The following is a 17486-nucleotide window of genomic DNA, read 5'->3' on the forward strand; positions in this document are numbered from 1 at the left end:
TGCTAATAGAGAATCATAGAGGCTAACTTCTGGGCCATATCCCTCAAATCCCAATCTTTCTAGATCAGATTTTTCCAACATGGCCGCAATGAGTTCCATTCGAGCTTTCACACCTTGAGAAGTGAGATCGCGGCGATTAATGTGTTCATTCCACAGAAATAGAGTTTTGGAGTAAACGCGATCGCAAACTTGAGATAGTTTTGCATTCAAGTCTCTAACGTCACGGATTGTTTCTCGTTTTGCCTGAATCCAGCAGACGTTGCGATTCTCAGCTACGTCAAACGCTTGATTAAGGCTTTCATCTAATAATTCCTCTGCCTGAACTAAGCGATAGCGAACTTCTCGCCGCGCTACGCCATCGCTTTGCAATTCCGATGCCTGTTGAATGTACTTGAGTGCTGCAAATTCTCGCGCCTGCATTCGCAATGTTTCCAATTTGGCCGCACATAGCACGATTAAGGGTTTGCCATCGGTGGTCATGGCGGGGACTCGCTGAGGCAATTCTTCACCCAACCAATCGGCAATTAATCCATCGGCATCCTCGTTCAAACAAGACAGTTTTGAGAGATTTGTCGATTCATCGAGATAGCGGCGTTCAAAATACCGCAAGGTCCCTGTCAGATAACTGTGCCGTTGGGCCACCAAGGGAGCCATCGGACGGATTTCGCAGAGCAACTCCACCAGGGGCGATCGCTGTTTTGCCAGATAATCTGCTACGGCGCTATCTACATTAAAATCAGACCCTTCCCAAATCCGCAATTCATCAACTTGTCGCCGATAGGTGACAATCCCTTTTTGCAGCAAGTTATCGATCGCCCGTTGCCAATTTTCCGACTCCTGAACGCTGTTAGATAAGGCTAAACTGACCAGAGAACGAGTCGCCTTGAGTGCGCCGGTTGTCGTCACGATATTTAAAGTTCCGATAGTTTTGAGAACGCGCAAACTATCGGCATCCAGGGTTTTTGCCACATCGTTAATTAAACCCTGTACTTCTATCCATCGTTGCAGTTTGGGTCTGGAAGTAATTCCCATTCCCACTGCTTCAATAAAATAATCATAGACGCGATCCAGTTTCAGGGTAGGCAGTTCCATCCCCTCCACCTGCGTCTCTTCTAAATATCGATTAAACGAATAGGGTTCGGCACTGGTGAGGAATGTAAATAAGGAGCGATCGTTTTGGGCGTATTGCGTACATAATTCCGGCAAAACCAAGGCAGCTACCGGATGCAAGGGATAGGTCGAATTCACCACCTCCGGCGAAATATCTGCTGTGAGTTCTTTCGGGAGCAATTCAAACCATTCTTCTGCTTGATTGGCGATCGCGCAGGCAAATTTTTCAGCCCCAGAGCGTTCTATCGCTTTCCCCATTAACCGCATCATTTGCGGGGCCGAATCTTTAAAGGGAATATCTTCAAATCTGCCCTGAATTTTCGCCCATTCATTGCGCTGCACCGATGATAATCGGTCACCATAGTCAGCAAAAGATTGATGAAGTAACCCAATTAAATAAACTTGCGAATTACTATCTCTGGGCAATTCTGCCAATTGTTGCAATAAATATAAATCTTCTTGCCCCTGATTCTGAGCAACAAATTCTAAATTTTTACCTAATTCATCCATCACCAACAACACTGGAGTTTTGGCGGCTTGTGCCACCTCTTGCACTAAACTCGGAATGGCTCTGCTTTTTATGGTTGTTCCTGCATCAATTTTAGCCTTTAACTCGACCAATCCCCGAGCAACTTTTGGTTGTTTCGACTGAGCTATATCGCGCCAAAACACTTCTGCACCGCGATGCAGTGCCCGCACGATGGTATGACTTAACGGTTCTCGCTGCGCCGTCACTACCGCCCTAAAAAATCCTTGATTCGGAATAGTTTCACTCAGCGCCAAATACTCTTGACTGTCGGATTCAAGGGTGGATTCCAGAAGGGCTAATGCCTGCTGACGCTGATGATTTTCGCGGTCTGCACAAGCTGAAATGAGGAATTGAGCGAATGAAGATTTTCCGGTGCCATAAACGCCAGTTAATGTCCAAGCCCGGTTGGTTTCGGGATTGGCAAATCCGGTTAAAATTCGGCGAAGCGCATCCAGCGATCGCTCGGTCATAATATATCCGGCTAACGCTTCGGAACGCTCCAAATCTCGCTCGATATTAATAGAACGAGAATAACGACGATTGAGGCTGAAATAGTTAGATAATAGTTTAGTCATGGTTGTTTCCGCCTCGTCTTAAATTGTAGTACCGTTCTATAATATCCTTTGCCAAGACTTGTGGATCTTCGTTAAAAGAAAATTGAATTAATCCGGCGGATTCAGACAAAGCGACTGCCTTCCACTGACGCGCTACTCGTTCGATCGCATCACAGACGGCACTCTCGGGCAACTTAAATACCATACCGGGGCTACCGATATCATAAAGCAGCCGAGATAGGGCGATCGTGCGCTGTCCATGTCCCACCCAATCTGCATATTCCAAACAAGCGGCAACGACAATTTCTGAGGGTAAATTCCGCTTGGGGTTCACTCGGAAGGTGTAATATTTGGAGTCACCAGCGGTATGAATCAATCCCAATTCTGTAAACGGACAGTCGATAGAATCTTCACTGACTTTCGTCTGCGATCGCTGTTTGACATACATCCGCAGAATGCAGCTAACATCCTTATTAATTGAAGATTCAGCAATATTCTTTTTCAGGGTTTGTCCATAGTCAGACACCGCCAGAAACAAATCATTTTGGGAAAATTCCACCCGACGAAACTGATTAAAAGTGTAATGCCATGCTGCCGCGTCGCAGGGGGGTTTGAGCAAATTCCAGTGCAGCAACCACAGAGATGCCGGATCCTCCAAAAACGGATCCCAGCCATCCTCTTCTAAAAGGTTGTCGCCGAATGGAGTGGGGCGATCGTCTTCCAAGACCTTAAACACCTTACACCAGTAGCGAATCGATCGCACCATATTTTTCCCCACCCCGAGACGCACGGGTGCATCCTCGGCTAGAAATACCCCGGGATCATCCTTCGCTTTATCAAAACCCTTTTTCAGCCAGCCAAACCGAGGGTGAAAGGTTTCATGACGGGCAAAAACCGGATTCACGCTTGGGGGGGGATCGATGATATGACGGTTGAGACTGGTTTGAATCACGATGGTTTCCGGTGAGGTCTGTTAAGCAAAACTGTTATTATTACCCAGTCAGTGCCTAGGCGATCGGCCTGAGCAATAAAATTTTACATCCTTAACTCAGGGACTGGATGAGCTTGTGATGTCCATCGTCCATATTACCACCGCGCTTGAGTAAAAAGTCAACCTACCGGCCATAGAGAACTAGCCCTGTCAAGTGTATTTGTAGGGGCGCTTCGGGAAGCGCCCCTAGTCAAGGGCGCAAACATTGCGCCCCTACAAAAACCCGGATTGTTCGTGATTAAATTTTAGTTTTCACTGAATACAACCTCTTCATAAATCAAGTCTATGGGAATCCGAAACTCTACACTTGCCAGTTCTATTTCATCTCCTTCTCCATAAGTGGATAGTTCCCATAACCCTTTTTCATTCAATCGAAAACACTCGACCATTTTTTGGTTTGCGCTCACTAGGAGATACTCGCGTAAGGTGGAAATCTGCCGATAGTTTTGAAATTTTTGGCCTCGGTCAAATCCCTCGGTTCCTGGAGAGAGCACCTCGGCAATTAAACAAGGGAAGTTAATCACAGTTTTGGCAAGTTTATCCTGTTCATTGCAGGTGACCATAACATCGGGATAGTGGAAAGGGCCAGATTCAGAAACTTCTAGTTTGGAATCGGCCATTAATACCTTACATCCTTTTCCTCGAAGGTGATTTTTGAGTGCCATTGTTAAATTAATGGCTATTTCATTATGAGCAATGGTTCCCCCAGTCATGGCAATGATTTCGCCATTCATATATTCATGTTTGAGGGGTTGTTTTTCCTCCCATTCTAAGTATTCCTCTGGACTCATATAATTTCGATCTGGATTGGCAATCATGATATACTCCTAGGTTTTGATGCTTTATTTCAAAGTTATATGACTTCTATTTTACCAAATCAGTTGTAAGTTTAGGATAAAATCCGGTAATACTTCTTCCCCGGATAGGGTGGAGGGAGATTGCAATACTTCTACTTTGCGATTTTGACGATAAATCTCGACGGTTTTGGTTTCGGGGTCGATTAACCACCCTAAGCGCAATCCATTGCTGAGGTATTCACGCATTTTGGAACGGGTGGTTTCTATATCATCGGTTTCGGAGACTAATTCGATGGTGAAATCGGGACATAAGGGTAAAATTTTCTTGCGTTGTTCTGGGGTTAAGGCGTCCCATCGTTCTAGTTTGATCCAACTGACATCGGGCGATCGCACTCCACCATTCGGCAACTGAAACCCCGTGGAGGAATCAAAGGCTTTACCCAGGCTGGTTTGGCGGTTCCAATCCCACAATTGGCCGCTTAATTCAAAGTTGCGATCGCCTGTTTCTCCTCCAGTGGGTGGCATAATGATTAACGCTCCAGTTGCGGTTAATTCTAGTTGTAATTCTTGATTAATTTGCGCTAATTCTGCCAACTGTTCTGGAGTCAGTTTTAGCGCCGGTGGCAGATTTAATGTAACTCCCATCCTTCTTCCTTGATTTTTATTGAGTTACGCAGGAAGGACAAGGTTTTACCCTGTCCTTTCCTGTGATTTTTAGGGTTTAGAAGTCATCGGGATACCCACCTCCCATACTCGAATTTCCTCCACTTTGTTCGTTATCCTGTTTGGAACCGAGCAAATCGAGGCGATCAACGGAAATGACGGGTTTAGAACGTTGAACACCTGTAGAACGGTCATTCCAATATTCAAACTTTAAGCTTCCGGTTACCCCGATTAAACTCCCTTTTCGGACATATTGAGCGGCAATTTCTGCGGTTTTACCCCAGATTTGTTACAGTCGATTAGCCAGTCACCTCGCTAACCTCTGCTGCAAAACCGTACATGAGAGTTTCCCCTCATACGGCTCCTCAGTGATTTGGTAAAATTAGATAAAGAGCCTCTTTCCTGTGTGAATTTCCGGTGAATAGATGCCCTATTCAAGCCTTTTTAGACCAGTTTTACCCGGCCATCTATCCGCTGCCAGTAGAGATGATACGCCCTTTGATAACTCCCGGTCCTTCTGCGTCCCCACTGCATAATCATCTGGTGCAAATCATGATGGATTCTCTTGATGAGTTTCCGATTGCATTGAGGCTGGTTCTGGTTGCTCCAGTCTTGAATCGTCTTGTTGATTTTGGGGATTAAATCTTCCAGTTTGGCGGTTTTATTGGCCTTGAGTAGGAGAGAAAGACTTTGGGTACAAGTCCGAATCTGTTCGGCAGAATTCAGGCAGCGATCGCCATTTTTGACCCCAGAAGCATTGTCTATCCCTTGGCGTTTATTAGGCCGAAACTTCACATCACGAAAGCATCTATTTTTAGCCTTATCCGGATTAGATTTAACTTCGGAAATTTTAGGGGTTAATCCAGTCCGGCCTAGCTGATTTCCTGATAGAATTTCCTGACGAGCAACAAGACATCGTGCGGACCAAGAGCGTAACAGGGTTTTTTGCAGCTTGCGAACGGCTTTTGTATCTCCACGTTGAGCGGCTCTAAAAATTCTTTTTTGCAACTTAAACACGACTCTTTCTAGCTTGCGCCAGTTAAGTTTGTTCCATTCCACCCGAGTCAATTGACTGGTTTTAGACATTTACATTGCAATTGATGAATTTATCTCAAAATCACCGTGAGACTATCAGCATATCCATAACCATTACAGTTAGGCATTGGCTTCGGTCTCAATCCTCGTCTGATGACATCATCCGGTTAGCACCTACTTAAAATATCGACCCATTTTAAGAAATGTCATAGACTCCCCGTTCCGAATGTTCATTATTTTGAGGCGTTAGGGTGGTACTATCCGCCGAGGGTGTGGGGGATGCAAATTGCTCCATTTAGATGAGCAATTCCAATCTGTCAGACTTTGATTGAAGATGACAGTTTAACCCTAGGTCATTTTGACGCCAGCGTATCAACCTCTTTCGCTGGGACTGGTTAACGACGGTTACATACCTTTGCATTGAGCTACCCATAACCTCTTGCTAGAAGGGATTTTCGGTAAGGGTCCGAATTACCTCCGTTTCCTCCTTTGCTGTCACGGTTGAAAGTGCTAGTTTCAAGGGTGAGGAGGATGCTTTCACTCTTGCATCCGAGAGGGTTGGACTTGAGGAGTTGAAGGATTCTGTGTTTTCTTCAACGGGATATTAATTACTCTCACCAACATGAACATTCAGTTATCAAGGGTTTGGGAATTGTCCCAATTTCCCTGTAGTTAATCCCCCTTATTTTTGTTAAATAAGGTTTCTAACTAACGGGTCACACCTAAATTAAACCAGTCGGGTCCATCGTTCTTACGAGAATGACGATCGACAGCGATGACGAATTTACAGACTACACTACCGGACTCGAAATATTTGACATCTGGATCTATGCCGGCTCGACCAACTAAGGTGACTACATTTAAACTCATAAGCATGACGATTAAGGGTCAATTTATTAGTCTAGCATTTGGTTCTATGGAGAAAGTGAGGATTCGGGATTTTAGCCGATCGCCCCTGCTCACCGGGAATCGGAATCCGGTCAAGGGATCCCGATCAGGGGTGGGGATAGGCGTCAGCAACCCGAGGTAAAACGGGTGTCCCCAGGAAAAATCAGGGGTGAGCGCATTGAAGAGGGACTGGCATTCCAGGGCGATCGCAACTTTCCCGCTTGATTTTCCACCCCTCTACCCAGATTGGGTACTATTGATTGAGGGCGGTTACCCAGACGGTGGGGCGAAAGGAGTTTATTGTAGTCTTATGGATAACGCAATCCCTCAACTAGATAACATTAAGAGTCAATTGAAAAGTCGAGAGCGAAGAAAAAAACCGAAAATGCTGGTCGTCGATGATGAACCAGATAACCTGGATTTGCTCTATCGCACCTTCCGGCGAGAGTTTCAGGTCCTTAAAGCCGATAGTGGAGCCAGTGCTTTAGAAATCCTCTCTGAAGAAGGGGAAGTGGCAGTCATCATCTCCGATCAGCGGATGCCGGAAATGAAGGGAACCGAGTTTTTGAGTAAAACGGTCCCCCAGTTTCCCAATACCGTGCGGATTATCCTCACTGGATTCACCGATATTGAAGATCTCGTTGAAGCCATCAACTCCGGACAAGTCTATAAATACATTACTAAGCCGTGGGACCCCAACGAACTCAAAACCGTGGTTCAACGGGCGGCAGAAACCTATGAACTGCTCAAACAACGGACGGAGGAACTGCGACGCGCTCAAGCGCAAACCAATCTCCTGATGACTATTGTGGGCGTTGCTCGTTCGGCTCAGAGTTTAGAGGCTTGTTTACCCCCCCTGACTCAGGCATTTGGGGAGAACTTTTCTCCGGATTACTGTATTTTACAGTTGGTGGAGAACAATGCCTTAGCTGAGGCGCAAAGCTCCTACAGTAAAGATGGCACTGTAGAAAACTGGTTGCAGGATGACCCATTGATTGCCGAGGCGATCGCCTCGGGAAATGTTCAGATCGCCGTCGATATTGCCAAAGACCCCAATCTTGCCGAAATCCCCCACTATCAAAGTTCTGGGATCCAAGCTCATCTCGCCATCCCGATTGATTATCGCAACGAACAAATCGCCGTCTTATCCCTGCAATGGAAAGAACCCTCTATCCTGCGTGAGGATGAACTGGAACTGTTGCATTTATCTGCTCAACAGATTGCCCTGGCCCTAACTTGTACTCGATATCATCCATGACCCCTCCTGCTGTTGAAACAACCACCGACGCCGATCGCATTCAAGCCCTCTTTAACCGAATAGCCCCCGTTTACGATCGCCTCAACGATTGGTTAAGCTTCGGACAACACCGGATCTGGAAATTGATGACCGTCAAATGGAGTCATGCCAGTCCCGGTGATATTTGCTTAGATTTATGCTGTGGCAGTGGGGACCTGGCCCAATTGCTGGGGGAACGAGTCGGTCAAACCGGACAGGTATTCGGGGTGGATTTCTCCAGTGCTCAACTAGAAATCGCCCGTCAGCGAGGGGAAAACCATTACCCCCCCCTGCCAATCCAATGGATTGAAGCAGACGCCCTCAATCTCCCCTTTGCCAACAATTTTTTTGATGCGGCGACAATGGGATATGGATTGCGTAACGTCACCGATATTCCTCGAAGTCTCCAGGAACTCCATCGCGTCCTCAAACCCGGTGCAACAGCGGCGATTCTAGACTTCCATCGCCCCAGCAATCCCACCATCCAAGCGATTCAACAGTGGATTCTTCAAACCATCGTCGTTCCCGTCGCCACCGCAAATGGACTCCAGGAGGAATATGCCTACATCCTCCCCAGTCTGGAAAAATTCCCCCAAGGACCTGAACAAATCCGGCTGGCACAACAAGCCGGATTCGCCCAAGCCACACATTACCCCATCTCAGGTGGCATCATGGGAGTATTAGTCGTCACTAAACGTCACAGTTGAGTGTTGAGGAGCACGGGTTACCCGTTACCCGTTAACCCACGATGCTTGACGAGTAAACGCTGAATTGCGAATGGATCTGTTGACTCTTTGGCCTTACTTTTTACCCCCGATCGCCGGGGGAATTATTGGTTATTTCACAAATGATTTAGCCATCAAAATGCTATTCCGTCCCTACCGTGCCTATTCTTTCAAGGGACGGCGAGTTCCGTTTACCCCGGGGTTGATTCCCCGTAACCAAGAACGATTAGCCGAACGGATTGCCACTACGATTATGGGGTCCCTGCTAACGCCAACGGAGTTGCAAAAGTTGGCGCAACGACTGCTGGAAACTGAACGAATCCAGGCGGCGATTCTCTGGTTACTGGAATTGGCACTGACTCAACTCAAATCGGATACAGATCAGAAAACCGCTAAAATCCTCTCCGGTATCCTGCGGGATTTGCTGGGAGAATCCTTACCCCGGATGATTCGAGTCTTAGCCAGACAGTCAGATTTCCTAGAACCCCAGATTAACCAAATTTTTGACCTAGTGCTGCTGGAGTTTCAGCTAACTGAAAATCAAGCCCAGCAACTGTCGGACTGGTTACTAACGGCGGTTCTGCCTCCGGAGGTGGTTCGGCAAACCTTGGTTGATTTTCTGACCGATCGCAATATTACGGCGATCGATGAGGGGTTTCGCGAGAAAAGTAGCGGGACCTACTGGGTGGTTGCCAATTTACTGGGGTTGCGCAATACTCTAACCCGTCTGCGGACCTTTTGCCTCGATGAAAAAGAAGATGCTAATGCTCGGATTGCGGAATTAATCAAAACTTTGGGAGTCAGAGGTCGTTTGCAGGAATGGCTGCACAATCTTTCCCTACAAAATTTACCCGTTTCTACTGTTCGCCAACTGAGAAAAACCCTCAAAGAAAGTATCCGAACTTATGTCCAAACTCGCGGGGGCGATTTAATTCAGGGGTTGACTCATTCGGTCAATTGGGAAAATGTAGCCAACTTAATTCTGAAGCGTCTCCAAGCATCTTCGGTAGTGAATGCTTCGTTAGGATTGGTTAGTAAAGAATTAGCCTTAATTTTAGAGCGGTATTTGGAACGAGATTTAGAAACTCTAGTTGCCAAAGCGATTCCGATTATGAATATCGATCGCGTGATTGTCGAACGGGTGCGGAATACTTCAGCGGAAGAACTCGAAAGCGCAATTCAAGGCATTGTTAAAAGTGAATTGCAGGCGATCATCAATTTAGGGGGAATTCTCGGGGTGGCGATCGGGTTGTTGCAAACGGTGATTTTGCTGTTGCGGTGAATCCAGGAAAATTTCGCCCAGGCAATTTTTCTTGAGAAGCAATTGTAGCAATTGTAGGGTGGGCACTGCCCACCGTAAGGAAAGGTGGGCAGTGCCCACCCTACTCCTCTTCAGGGCAGGGCGATGATTGTTTAGAAGCCCTCTGAGGTCCTGAAATTTTTCGGGGAGAGGCCCTCGGCTTGACCCTGGGAAGGCGCGATCGCCGGATTCGGATGCACCAAAAATTGATCCGGGGTTGCGAATAGGCATTAGTCAGATCAAGAAAGAATCAATTCTATTGGTCCTCATTGGAAATTGTTTATCCAAACCTAATAGATGACCCAAGTGGCGATCGCCACTCAATTTACCTTTCCAAGGTTTTGACTTTTTACTAAATACACTTTTCCTTTTTACACACCCACTGAGGACGTTATGATGTTAAAATCTATCACTTAATTCTGTGCGATCGCCCGGTTTTCTAAACATTACAAAGAGCGGTATGAGGCGATCCTACGTCTAGCTTTTACACGCTTTTCATTGGTATCACAAGCTTCAGGTTCCGGTTCAGGAGCATCATTCCAAACCGGGGTCAGGGGATCTCGTTGAACCGCAGCAAATCCTTGACGGACGGCCATCACAATTTGGGGCCTTAATTTTTGAGCTTGATGTTGTTGAAATTGCCAGCCGCGATCGCTCGTGGCATACAAAGCCGGGAGTCGATTCAAAGCATAAGCCACAACCTGAGCTACAACTTGCTCGGGCTTGAGAGACCCCAGCATTTTCGGCGGCAGTTGCCGCAATTGCCCTTGTGATTCTTCAACCACGAGGGATTCGAGGGCGTTACGGTACAGGGGGGCATGATTCGATGGTACGTTGGTCATAAATGATTCTCCAAACCGAGCAAGGTTAAATAATCTCTCCCCTGAACCGGGGCTTATTGAAATCATAACGTACCCTATTTTTATAGGAGACCTCCCACAGTATAGTTTTTTAATAAAAAAATATATTTCTGCTGTTGACCCAGTAGACCATCCAAGCTCTTGCTAATCCCCTAGTGACAAGCCGAACTACCCGAGAGGAGGATGATAGGATTATCCTCACAGGGGAGAGGGCGAAAGATACCTCCCTCCCCTCTAACCCTAGACATAGCCGCGTTTATGAAGTCGCCGTTGGCAGTCGCTTGCGAAGGGAAGCCACTCGTTTATTGGCCGTTTTATTGTTCGGGTCAAGTTCCTGAGCTTTTTCGTAGGCTTCTAATGCCTCAGAAGTTAATCCTTTGCGATCAAAAGCAAACCCCAGATTATTCCAACCCGTGACATATTCGGGATTCAGCTTTAATGCGTCTTTATATTGACGAATCCCTAAGTCGTACTGCTCCAAAGCAGCATAGCTATACCCCAAAGCATTGTAGATGAGCGCTTTACTTTCCTCATCAATGGGAGCTTTACATTTTAAAGCCTTTTGGAACTGAACAAGGGCTTGGGTATAGAGTTGCTTATCCAAATAAATACTGCCGAGTTCATAATATTCTTCGGCGGTTCCTTTATCTTTGTTCAGGTTCTGTTGCAACCGAGAAAGGTTCAGTTCAATCTGGCGAGTTCTGAGGACTTGGCGCACCACTGCCCAAGCTGCAACTCCGAGTAATCCCAGCAAAATCGAGAGGTAAATAAGCGGAAGAGAGGTATCCATGCCGTTTTAATTGACTGATTCAACTGCCCTAGAATTTTGATTATCTTGATTATTTTGATTATCTTGAGTGCACAGGGAGGAGGTTTTGAGCCTCACTCCAGGGGGAGAGTTTGGGTGACTTCCACCACGGGTAAACCCCAGTATTCGGCCCGTTCTTGTAACCACCCGTCCTGATGCCACTGGGCGATCGCCTGATTGACTCGGGAGTGGAGTTGGGCATATTGCAATCCTTTCGGCATCACCACCGCCAGGGGTTGAGTAGACAACTGGAATGGCAGCAGTCTGTATTGGGGATATTGCTGCACCCATCCGGTTAAAATACTGGCATCAGCCGCGAAGGCACGGACGGAACCGGATTCTAAGAGGAGTCGCGCCTGTTCATAAGAGTCTACAGGGACTAACTGCCCTTGGGGAACTCGAAACTCCAATAGAGGAATTGTACTGGAGGCATTGAGGACGGCGATCGCTTGACCCGCTAGGTCGGAGGGTTGACGGATTGAGGGGTCTCGGGTGATAATTTTGGCCCCATCTAGGTAGTAGGGCGGGCTAAAATAAACCACCCGCGATCGCGAGGGCGTTGCCGTCACTCGGGCGATCGCCAGATCCACTTGACCCGATATCACCACCGCAAGGCGATCGCGATTCTCCACCGGGACAAGTTCCACCGCCTCGGGACTCCCCAGCAACTCTTGGGCTAACCGTCGCGCAATATCAATTTCAAAGCCTTGCAGATTGCCGCTGCCCTCTCTAAATCCCATTGGGCGGAAATTATCCTTAACCGCCACAATCAATTGACCCCGCTGCTGAATTTCGGCGAATTCCGCCGCCTTCCCAACTTGGCCCCAGGGCCAAAGGCAAAAGGCAATGACTAGCAAAAAATCCTTGATCCTTTTGCCCTCTGGCTGCATCATCATTTATGCTTTGGCTTGAGCGGCCAGTTCTACAACTTTGGCAAAACTCGCCGGGTCTAAAATTGCCATTTGAGAGAGCATCTTGCGGTTTAGCTGAATATTGGCTTTCTTGAGATTGCCAATCAATTGACTGTAGCTCATGCCATGCATCCGAGATGCCGCGTTAATCCGGGCGATCCACAGACGGCGAAAGTCACGCTTGCGATTGCGGCGATCGCGATAGGAATTCCGCAGGGCTTTCATCACCTGCTGATTAGCTGTCCGGAACAGTTTCGAGTGCGAACCCCGAAATCCCTTCGCCATTTTCAGGATCTTTTTGCGCCGGTTGCGCGCAACGTTCCCGCGTTTTACCCGTGTCATGGTTACTTTCCTTTATTTGTACAAATCTGAGCACTGAATCAATTCCCTCGATGGGAGAGGGGTTTTACCCCCGCTACCGGGCTAGGAAGTCAGAGGAGATCCGACCTTCGAGGGCTATGAAGCTTTCTGACTTCTGTCGCCACAAATCGAGCTTCTAACTTTTTACAAATACGGCATCATTAAATGCACGTTTTTTTCATCCTGCTCGCTGACAAGGGCGCTCTTTGACAACCGATTTCTGCGAGTAGCCGATTTGTGTTCGAGTAGGTGGCTTTTGTAGGCTTTCCGACGCTTGATCTTACCACTGCCTGTGGCTCTAAAGCGCTTGGCAGCAGCCTTTCTGGTTTTCAGTTTAGGCATGGACTTCCATTAATTCAGCACGATCAATTAATATATCATACCCCCTGACTTCTACACAAGGAAATACCAGGAAAGGGCGATCGCCCGTTAAACAAGCCGACGGTCAGGGATCACCGTCGGCTTGTTGCTACATTATTTCTAACTCACCCAGATACTCTGTCCGTTGGGTTGAGCCGAGTCAACTCAACACCCGTCCGATTTCAATCAAACAAAAATCCAGTTATTGCGCCGGCTTTTTCCGCTGGACTACCCAGACAATCAAGAAAAGTGCCAACCCAAGCAGCACAACTGCCGCAACTGGACCTAAAAACTTCTCGACAAGCCCAAAATTCTGGCCTAACATAAAGCCAGCATAAGTGAGCAACAGATTCCAGCAGAGTGACCCAATCAACGAGAACCCTAAAAATTCCAGCCAGGGCATCTTTTGCAAACCCGCCGGAACAGAAATAAAGGTACGAATACCCGGAATTAGCCGTCCAAACAAAACAACGGCTGCCCCATATTTTCTAAACGAATCTTGAGATTTATCAATATCTTCATTCGTCAAATTCAGCCATTTTCCATATTTGTCTATCCATCTTTTTAATTGATTCTCCCCCAGTCTTCTGCTCACATAATACCAAGGTAAAGCACCCAAAAGAGAACCGATGGTTCCAGCAACTACTACCCCCCAAAAGGTGAGTTTACCTTGGGTAACAGTAAATCCAGCCAATGGCATAATCAGTTCCGAAGGAATTGGCGGAATAATATTCTCTAGGAACATCAACAAAGCAATGCCCCAATAGTTAAAAGCGGTAATTGTGTTTGTAATCCAATCCAGCATAAAAATAAAATAATCAGGTTAAAATAGTATCCCCGTCATTTCTGCCTAAGACGGCATAAATGCTTAATATTTCACCTCAAATCCAAGAAATCCTTGAGGTTCGATAGGCCAGGGGTAGGGCATGATCTATTTAATTGTAGCTGCTGTCTATAGCGATCGCCTCGCCGGTCTAATTCAAGTTTCGCCTGCCCTACCCAGATTTAGAAACCGGGTTTCTTGACCAAATCTGGGGAAATTAACGACAATCTAGGCAGAAACCCGGTTTCTTCCGGGGCCGTGAAACTTGTGCCAAAGGTTGCCCAGCAGGTTGTGCAAAAACCTCTGAATGTAGGGTTGATTCTCGAATCAACCCTACATTCAGAGGTTTCTCTTCAATAATCCGTAAGTCCTGATCTCATTGGGAGTAGCCAAAGTCTGATTTCCACAAATTTCCCCCTTTAACCGCTTATTTATGTCCAAAGAAATAGCAAAAACTCTATCTTTAGATAGATGTAACCGGCAATTTGAGGCCAATTTTCAAATTTATCCTGCGACGTATGGAACATTTCAGGGGGAGTAGGTTATATTACGATTAGTTCAAATAAGTCAGCCTAATCCAGTTGGGGGTTTGCATAACCCGGTTTAATCACTGGGATAAGCATTGCTAGTCCTATCAACTGAAGCGGGGGAACCCACTCAGGGGCTTATTTTCTCAACAGAGAAAAGGGATATCTCTCAATCCTCGCCCATCAGCTAACCCCGTCGGCATTGAGACGAGACTGAAAAGATCGGTAAACTTTATTAATTTGCGCGATCTCATTAGTGTCCTTAAAAACGAGTAATTTGTTCGGTTTGTCTGAACTTCATGGAATGAACCCCATCGAGCAATTCAGTAAGCCAACAAGGCATGAGGTGAAGATCAAAGTTATGCTAAACCTAAACAAAAATCGGATTGCTTTAATTTCTGTTACTGGCGACCCCGCCGCAGAAATCGGGAAGGAAGAGGCCGGAGGCCAAAACGTGTACGCGCTCCAAGTTGGCTTGGCCCTTGCCAAACTCGGATGGAAAGTGGATATGTTTACCCGCCGAAATCATCCCGAACAAGCGGCAATTGTGAATCACCATCCCGATTGTCGAACCATCCGCCTAAATGCAGGACCCGCCAAGTTTATCGGTCGAGATAAAATATTTGAATATCTGCCTGATTTTGTAAAAGCGTTTCAGGAATTCCAAGACAGAGAAGGTATTCAATATTCTCTCATTCATAGCCATTACTGGTTATCCTCCTGGGTGGGAATGGAACTATCAAAGCATCAACCGCTGCGACTGGTGCATACCTATCATTCCCTGGGTGCGGTGAAGTATCAATCAGTCAGTGATAAACCGGCGATCGCCACTACCCGACTGGCAACGGAAAAAGCCTGTTTGGAAACAGCCGATCGCATCATTGCCACGAGTCCTCAAGAACAAGCGCACATGAGAAAACTCGTCTCAAATAAGGGGGAAATCGAAGTGATTCCCTGTGGGACGGATATCAACCGATTTGGCAGCGTCAGTCGGACCGAAGCGCGAGCAGAATTAGGGATTAAACCCGATGCGAAAGTGGTTCTTTATGTGGGTCGATTCGATCGCCGCAAAGGAATTGAAACCTTGGTTCGTGCCGTGGGACAATCCAGCTTATTAGAGAGCGATCGCGATAAGCTGCAACTGATTATCGGAGGCGGTTATCGTCCTGGACAGAGTGATGGAATCGAACGCGATCGCATTCATGGCATCGTCAAAGAACTGGGAATTGATGACATTACCACCTTCCCCGGACAGTTAGGCAAAACTAACCTGCATCTGTACTATGCTGCCGCCGATGTCTGCGTAGTACCCAGTCACTATGAACCCTTTGGATTAGTGGCGATCGAAGCAATGGCGAGTCGGACTCCCGTCGTTGCCTCCGATGTCGGCGGATTAAAATTTACCGTCGTCCCCGAAATCACCGGACTGTTGGCCCCTCCCAAAGATGAACAGGCCTTTGCCGTCGCGATCGACCGCATCCTCAGCAATCCCGAATGGCGAGACGAACTCGGAGGTTCCGGTTGCCTGCGAGTAGAATTGGCCTTTAGCTGGGAGAGTGTCGCCAATCGACTCGCCCTAGTTTATAACCAACTCCTAACCCAACCCGTCATTCCCATGAATCCTCCAGTTCTAGCAGCTTAGAGAACTCAAGGGACAAGAAACCGGGTTTCTGTAGACAACCTTTGCTACCAAGCAACAACTGTCATAGAAACCCGGTTTCTTCTTTGCCGAAGTTGGAGAGGTTAGAAAAACGAGTTCTTTATAAGTTATACTATCTAACAGGATAACTGATGCTTCAATCAAAAAACACAAATTTATGACAATAAAAGAACAACTGATTCACGAAATTGAAAAATCTCCTGATATCGTCATTGAAGAGGTTTTTGACTTTCTATTATTGGTCAAATTGAAATATCACCGCCAACAAGAACAATCTAAGCCATTTGGCTCATTTATTCAAGAGCTTGTTTCTGATATTCCTCCAGATATTTTAGCCACTTTGCCGACCGATGGATCTGAACAACACGATCATTATATCTATGGAACTCCCAAGCGGGAATTATGAAGCGAGTTTTTGGTGATACCTTTTATTGGATAGCTCTGTTGAACCCATGGAATAACTGGCATAAATTCGCTCTAAATTATGCACAAAACCATCCAGAGATACCAATCATTACAACCGATGGTGTAATTGACGAAATTTTAGCCTACGCCGCCTCTAAAGGCAGCCTAATGCGACAAAAAGAACTCGCTATGTGCTTACAAATGCGGCGATAACAAACCATAAAAGTGATTGCTTATACACCAGAAATCCGCGAGTTAGGACTGAACTTATATGGTCAGCGTTTAGACAAAGGCTATAATCTAACGGATTGCATTTCCATGATAGTTATGAAACAAATGGGCATCACATAAGTTCTGACTCACGATCAACATTTTGCTCAAGAAGGTTTTACTCTAATTTTTACGGATTTAAAATAGAAACCCGGTTTCTTTCCTGCTGACTTCAAATTACCTGACGATTTTTCGGAAACAAACTAATCAAGGTGCGTAAAGCCCTGTTCACAGTTTCAGCATCAGGGAAATATTCCCGCACATCTGGATCGAGCATAATTGCTCCATCTTCCAGGGTAAAATATTGAACAACATCCTGGCGATCTGTTTGATGAATGGTGACCGTATGTCCTCGGCGATATGCCTCGGAATGCTTGCCGCGATCGCCCCCGGTAAAATCATATTCTGGAAGCATTTCATCATCAGTGGTATCTGACTGGTCAAAGTTATGATTGTTCATAGATTTTCCTCTCTGTTTTGGTGGCTTGACGATATCGCAGAAACCCGGTTTCTGAATCTGGGTAGGGGGAAAGACAACCGGGTTTCTGCATAGATTTTGGTTAATTGACAGAAATTTGGTCAAGAAACCCGGTTTCTGAATCTGGGTGGGGGGAAAGACAACCGGGTTTCTTAA

Annotated in this window: 18 protein-coding genes, 1 pseudogene and 1 riboswitch; of the genes and pseudogenes, 5 read left to right on the plus strand and 14 right to left on the minus strand. The window is 46.6% G+C overall.

What is annotated here, in order from left to right; translation table 11 throughout:
- From J0895_RS17645 to J0895_RS17675, 7 genes and pseudogenes are all read right to left on the minus strand, one after another.
- Window positions 1-2214 (minus strand): hypothetical protein (locus J0895_RS17645; protein ID WP_207089323.1); only part of this gene is annotated, 2214 nt, incomplete at its 3' end.
- Window positions 2207-3145, minus strand: coding sequence for a DUF4007 family protein (locus J0895_RS17650; RefSeq protein WP_207089324.1), 939 nt, complete (start codon window positions 3143-3145; stop codon window positions 2207-2209). The genes J0895_RS17645 and J0895_RS17650, both read right to left, overlap by 8 nt.
- Before the next feature lie 284 nt (window positions 3146-3429).
- Entirely contained in the window at window positions 3430-4002 is a 573-nt protein-coding gene (locus tag J0895_RS17655; RefSeq protein ID WP_207089325.1) for a Uma2 family endonuclease, read from the minus strand.
- 51 nt (window positions 4003-4053) lie between these two features.
- On the minus strand, window positions 4054-4626 hold the full coding sequence (locus J0895_RS17660; RefSeq protein WP_207089326.1) for a Uma2 family endonuclease: 573 nt from the start codon (window positions 4624-4626) through the stop codon (window positions 4054-4056).
- Between the two features lie 76 nt (window positions 4627-4702).
- Window positions 4703-4933 (minus strand): annotated as a pseudogene (gene ssb / locus J0895_RS17665) (single-stranded DNA-binding protein); the annotation flags it as partial.
- A gap of 155 nt (window positions 4934-5088) precedes the next feature.
- Window positions 5089-5730 carry a reverse transcriptase N-terminal domain-containing protein gene (locus J0895_RS27090; RefSeq protein WP_207089327.1) on the minus strand — a complete coding sequence of 214 codons (642 nt, stop codon included), beginning with the start codon at window positions 5728-5730 and terminating at the stop codon, window positions 5089-5091.
- A gap of 657 nt (window positions 5731-6387) precedes the next feature.
- Window positions 6388-6555 carry a single-stranded DNA-binding protein gene (locus J0895_RS17675; RefSeq protein WP_479724808.1) on the minus strand — a complete coding sequence of 56 codons (168 nt, stop codon included), beginning with the start codon at window positions 6553-6555 and terminating at the stop codon, window positions 6388-6390.
- A 322-nt stretch (window positions 6556-6877) separates the two neighbouring features.
- On the opposite strand from J0895_RS17675, the gene J0895_RS17680 reads away from it, so the two are divergent.
- The 3 genes from J0895_RS17680 (at window position 6878) to J0895_RS17690 (ending at window position 9850) form a co-directional block, all read left to right on the plus strand.
- Window positions 6878-7825: a response regulator gene (locus J0895_RS17680; protein ID WP_207089328.1), complete on the plus strand. Its 948-nt coding sequence runs from the start codon at window positions 6878-6880 to the stop codon at window positions 7823-7825.
- A complete protein-coding gene (gene ubiE, locus J0895_RS17685) occupies window positions 7822-8550 on the plus strand; it encodes a bifunctional demethylmenaquinone methyltransferase/2-methoxy-6-polyprenyl-1,4-benzoquinol methylase UbiE (RefSeq protein WP_207089329.1) in 729 nt (242 codons plus the stop codon). Before J0895_RS17680 ends, ubiE begins: the two co-directional genes overlap by 4 nt.
- 70 nt (window positions 8551-8620) lie before the next feature.
- On the plus strand, window positions 8621-9850 hold the full coding sequence (locus tag J0895_RS17690) for a DUF445 domain-containing protein (protein WP_207089330.1): 1230 nt from the start codon (window positions 8621-8623) through the stop codon (window positions 9848-9850).
- Window positions 9851-10314: 464 nt separating this feature from the next.
- Here the strand turns inward: J0895_RS17690 and J0895_RS17695 are convergent, their stop codons facing one another.
- The 6 genes from J0895_RS17695 to J0895_RS17720 form a co-directional block, all read right to left on the minus strand.
- A complete protein-coding gene (locus J0895_RS17695; protein ID WP_207089331.1) occupies window positions 10315-10710 on the minus strand; it encodes a late competence development ComFB family protein in 396 nt (131 codons plus the stop codon).
- Between the two features lie 274 nt (window positions 10711-10984).
- Window positions 10985-11518, minus strand: a complete 534-nt coding sequence (locus tag J0895_RS17700) for a tetratricopeptide repeat protein (protein ID WP_207089332.1) — start codon at window positions 11516-11518, stop codon at window positions 10985-10987.
- A 92-nt stretch (window positions 11519-11610) separates the two neighbouring features.
- On the minus strand, window positions 11611-12393 hold the full coding sequence (locus J0895_RS17705; protein WP_340643547.1) for a transporter substrate-binding domain-containing protein: 783 nt from the start codon (window positions 12391-12393) through the stop codon (window positions 11611-11613).
- Window positions 12394-12432: 39 nt separating this feature from the next.
- Window positions 12433-12789: a 50S ribosomal protein L20 gene (rplT, locus tag J0895_RS17710; RefSeq protein WP_015147210.1), complete on the minus strand. Its 357-nt coding sequence runs from the start codon at window positions 12787-12789 to the stop codon at window positions 12433-12435.
- A gap of 162 nt (window positions 12790-12951) precedes the next feature.
- The gene (gene rpmI / locus J0895_RS17715) at window positions 12952-13149 is read right to left on the minus strand and encodes a 50S ribosomal protein L35 (protein ID WP_207089333.1); all 198 of its coding nucleotides are present in this window, start codon (window positions 13147-13149) and stop codon (window positions 12952-12954) included.
- A 220-nt stretch (window positions 13150-13369) separates the two neighbouring features.
- Entirely contained in the window at window positions 13370-13972 is a 603-nt protein-coding gene (locus tag J0895_RS17720; protein ID WP_207089334.1) for a DedA family protein, read from the minus strand.
- Between the two features lie 631 nt (window positions 13973-14603).
- Window positions 14604-14734: riboswitch (cyclic di-AMP (ydaO/yuaA leader) on the plus strand.
- Between the two features lie 144 nt (window positions 14735-14878).
- On the opposite strand from J0895_RS17720, the gene J0895_RS17725 reads away from it, so the two are divergent.
- Together J0895_RS17725 and J0895_RS17730 are read left to right on the plus strand one after the other, a co-directional pair.
- Entirely contained in the window at window positions 14879-16159 is a 1281-nt protein-coding gene (locus J0895_RS17725; RefSeq protein ID WP_207089335.1) for a glycosyltransferase, read from the plus strand.
- 175 nt (window positions 16160-16334) lie between these two features.
- Entirely contained in the window at window positions 16335-16583 is a 249-nt protein-coding gene (locus J0895_RS17730) for a hypothetical protein (RefSeq protein ID WP_207089336.1), read from the plus strand.
- Between the two features lie 441 nt (window positions 16584-17024).
- Here J0895_RS17730 and J0895_RS17735 read toward each other — a convergent pair whose 3' ends face one another.
- Complete coding sequence (locus tag J0895_RS17735; RefSeq protein ID WP_207089337.1) at window positions 17025-17312, minus strand: hypothetical protein; 288 nt, start codon at window positions 17310-17312, stop codon at window positions 17025-17027.
- Window positions 17313-17486: the final 174 nt, after the last annotated feature.

The organism is Phormidium pseudopriestleyi FRX01 (assembly GCF_017313335.1).
Classification (GTDB): domain Bacteria; phylum Cyanobacteriota; class Cyanobacteriia; order Cyanobacteriales; family Laspinemataceae; genus Laspinema; species Laspinema pseudopriestleyi.

Excerpts from the sequence above, each read along its gene's own strand:
- J0895_RS17655 (WP_207089325.1), bottom strand. The coding sequence starts at position 4,002 with ATGATTGCCAATCCAGATCGAAATTATATGAGTCCAGAGGAATACTTA.
- J0895_RS17660 (WP_207089326.1), bottom strand. The coding sequence starts at position 4,626 with ATGGGAGTTACATTAAATCTGCCACCGGCGCTAAAACTGACTCCAGAA.
- J0895_RS27090 (WP_207089327.1), bottom strand. The coding sequence starts at position 5,730 with ATGTCTAAAACCAGTCAATTGACTCGGGTGGAATGGAACAAACTTAAC.
- J0895_RS17675 (WP_479724808.1), bottom strand. The coding sequence starts at position 6,555 with ATGCTTATGAGTTTAAATGTAGTCACCTTAGTTGGTCGAGCCGGCATA.
- J0895_RS17680 (WP_207089328.1), top strand. The coding sequence starts at position 6,878 with ATGGATAACGCAATCCCTCAACTAGATAACATTAAGAGTCAATTGAAA.
- ubiE (WP_207089329.1), top strand. The coding sequence starts at position 7,822 with ATGACCCCTCCTGCTGTTGAAACAACCACCGACGCCGATCGCATTCAA.
- J0895_RS17690 (WP_207089330.1), top strand. The coding sequence starts at position 8,621 with ATGGATCTGTTGACTCTTTGGCCTTACTTTTTACCCCCGATCGCCGGG.
- J0895_RS17695 (WP_207089331.1), bottom strand. The coding sequence starts at position 10,710 with ATGACCAACGTACCATCGAATCATGCCCCCCTGTACCGTAACGCCCTC.
- J0895_RS17700 (WP_207089332.1), bottom strand. The coding sequence starts at position 11,518 with ATGGATACCTCTCTTCCGCTTATTTACCTCTCGATTTTGCTGGGATTA.
- rplT (WP_015147210.1), bottom strand. The coding sequence starts at position 12,789 with ATGACACGGGTAAAACGCGGGAACGTTGCGCGCAACCGGCGCAAAAAG.
- rpmI (WP_207089333.1), bottom strand. The coding sequence starts at position 13,149 with ATGCCTAAACTGAAAACCAGAAAGGCTGCTGCCAAGCGCTTTAGAGCC.
- J0895_RS17720 (WP_207089334.1), bottom strand. The coding sequence starts at position 13,972 with ATGCTGGATTGGATTACAAACACAATTACCGCTTTTAACTATTGGGGC.
- J0895_RS17725 (WP_207089335.1), top strand. The coding sequence starts at position 14,879 with ATGCTAAACCTAAACAAAAATCGGATTGCTTTAATTTCTGTTACTGGC.
- J0895_RS17730 (WP_207089336.1), top strand. The coding sequence starts at position 16,335 with ATGACAATAAAAGAACAACTGATTCACGAAATTGAAAAATCTCCTGAT.
- J0895_RS17735 (WP_207089337.1), bottom strand. The coding sequence starts at position 17,312 with ATGAACAATCATAACTTTGACCAGTCAGATACCACTGATGATGAAATG.